The following is a 2445-nucleotide window of genomic DNA, read 5'->3' as shown; positions in this document are numbered from 1 at the left end:
TACCTCATATTAAATGAGGAGGAAGAGAGAAAACTAGAAGAAGAGATGGGTAAGGTAGATGAAAAGGAGGCCAAGAGAATGATAGAGATAACTACTTCCTGGGAAGAAAAGGGCAGAGTGAAAGGCATAGCTGAAGGCATAGCTGAAGGCCAGGCCAGCATACTGCTGCGACAGTTGAAAAAGAAGTTTGGACATATGCCGATTGAAATGGAAAACAGGGTGATGACTATGCCGATAGAAAAGCTGCAGAACTTGGCGGAAGCAATATTTGATTTAGGGACACTCAATGAGGTCGATAATTTCATAAACAAATAAATATAGCGGCTCTTTTTTAACCGTTTAAATTCATTTGCTGGCTCGCTTTAGGCAGGGGTTTTGCATTGGAGATAATAAAAGTGATCCTGATAAATTCTTTATCGTACTGATTCAAACAGCAAGGAGGCTGGATTAGTTCACTGAAGATAATGCCCTGGACAAAGTAAGGGAGAGTATATTTATTTGCTAACGTGATATAACGTAATTACATTGTATTACCAAGGAGGAGCCGCGATGAAAAACGCTTACTGCACACGGAAACAGTTCAGCATTGATTATTGACAAAGCGATTTTGGAACTTCTAAATATCAATAATACTACGCCCTTAAAGCTAGTTACTGACGGGAAAAGCCTAATTATTTCTCCGATAAGGGAAGCATTTCGAGAAGAAAGATTTCAGGCAGTTCTTCAAAAAGTAAACGCAAACCATGGCGATACGCTCCGGATGTTAGGCGAGTAGCATGAAAAATACTTTTTTATTACTATTTGTATCACCGCATGCGGCGAAATGGAGGTTAACATGAATGATATTTTGTTTCTAAGCATCGGGGAATTTTACAAAAGACTTGAAGATAGATGTATTGGAGGTAGTAATTAATAAAGGCATTTAGCGTTTACCGTTTTACGGTAAACGTCGGCGGCGCGGCCTCCCGGCTTGCTGGGAGGCCGCGCTTTATATATACTAATATGGTAAAATATATATAATTATTGATTTATGGGGGGAATAAGCTTTGAAAAAATATTTTATGGTTTTAATGGTTTCTTTATTGTTTTTTGGATTTACTGGTTCTAATTCTGTTTTAGCCTGATGTTAATACTATCAATCTGGCGGTTAATGGTGGGATACCACTGCAGTAATCACCAATAGCCGCACTATGGTACCAGTAAGGTTTATTAGTGAATACTTGGGTGCAATAGTAACATGGCATGATGCTAGTATCCTGAATAGCCTTGAACATATCCGTTTTACGGAAACCGGCATCAATACCTAACATAGTACAGAACTGGCGATAGAATTCAGAAACACTGACAGTAGAAAGAAAGGTATACACCATCTGGTACAAATTAGGATTCAAATCCTTAGCAAAACAGCGCAGGGCATAGGCCTTTCCCATTCCCGGCGGGGCAGTAAATATACCGATGCCTCTGACATCCCATTTGTAAGCCAGGTTTACGCTCAAATCCTGTATCAATTGTTCATCAGACAGGTTGTATAGATATTTTAAGATTTGTATTCTTAGCATCATCTCTGGTTCTTTAGCTGGTCTGCCAAAGTTTTTGCAATATCTATCTGCCAATAGTTCATTGACAAAGCTGAGATCTATGGCGGAATCTATCCGTTTGAGTATGTGATTATCCGGAATCATTTGGTATAATACGTTGTAGAAGCTGCCTTGTTTAACGGTGGTTTCAACTAACATGAAAAGCATTCCCCCTCTGGTGTTGTTTGGTTGTGCTAACTTAATTATACTATAGGCGGGTATGCTTTTTATGTTTTTATCGGACTTTTTCAGTGGTTTCGGACAGGTCCACTGTCCCACACTGTCCAATTGTCCACCAAAGCCAAGAAATGAGCTAAGTAAAGGTTAAATAAGTCTGGGGCCAGGCTCCGGACTTATTGTCTTTTTTTAAATAGCTATTTACGATAAGATAAAACTACTGAGCTAACCCCGGAACTGAATTTCAAACAATTGTTCTATTTCATATGGATAAATAATGATAAGCTATGATACAATTTACTATAGGAACAAACGTTTGACAAATAGGAGGATACAAGTGTAAAGGGGTGGGGGGTTAGTTGTTGCCGGGTAGTACCCATAGCAGTATTCACTTACCCGGAGAAACGGAATGAACCGGACCGGTTTGAGCGGTGTTCCCGTTTATGCCCGGGTTGGATTTTCATTACCTTGTTAGTAATTAGATATCCTATGATAAAATAAGATAATAAGGAAAGGGTGCTGATAGATGTGCCAGAGATATTAGACCCCAAGGTAGACCTGGCCTTTAAGAAAGTATTTGGCTCCCAGGAAAATAAAAGCATCTTACTCAGTTTTCTTAATGCAGTGTTAAACTGGACCGCAGAGCAAAAGATTGCAGACGTAAAAATCCTGAACCCTTACCTTGAACCGG

At 39.5% G+C, this 2445-nt stretch carries 3 protein-coding genes and 1 pseudogene; 2 read left to right on the top strand and 2 right to left on the bottom strand.

Features of this window, described 5'->3' with window-relative positions:
- Positions 1-315 (top strand): DUF4351 domain-containing protein (locus tag AWB54_RS14860; protein WP_153014764.1); only part of this gene is annotated, 315 nt, incomplete at its 5' end.
- 800 nt (positions 316-1115) lie between these two features.
- On the opposite strand, the gene AWB54_RS16840 is transcribed toward AWB54_RS14860, so the two are convergent.
- Positions 1116-1484 (bottom strand): AAA family ATPase, encoded by a 369-nt coding sequence (locus AWB54_RS16840; RefSeq protein WP_455431854.1) that lies wholly within the window; start codon positions 1482-1484, stop codon positions 1116-1118.
- A pseudogene (locus AWB54_RS15535) lies at positions 1464-1736 on the bottom strand (transposase); the annotation flags it as partial. The gene AWB54_RS16840 and the pseudogene AWB54_RS15535, both read right to left, overlap by 21 nt.
- Before the next feature lie 534 nt (positions 1737-2270).
- On the opposite strand from AWB54_RS15535, the gene AWB54_RS16070 reads away from it, so the two are divergent.
- The coding region (locus tag AWB54_RS16070) for a PD-(D/E)XK nuclease family transposase (RefSeq protein WP_207644259.1) at positions 2271-2445 on the top strand (175 nt) is incomplete at its 3' end.

The organism is Syntrophomonas wolfei subsp. methylbutyratica (genome assembly GCF_001570625.1).
Lineage (GTDB): Bacteria > Bacillota > Syntrophomonadia > Syntrophomonadales > Syntrophomonadaceae > Syntrophomonas > Syntrophomonas methylbutyratica.
The sequence above is the reverse complement of the archived record's forward strand: the minus strand, read 5'-3'. Positions and strand labels throughout refer to the sequence as shown.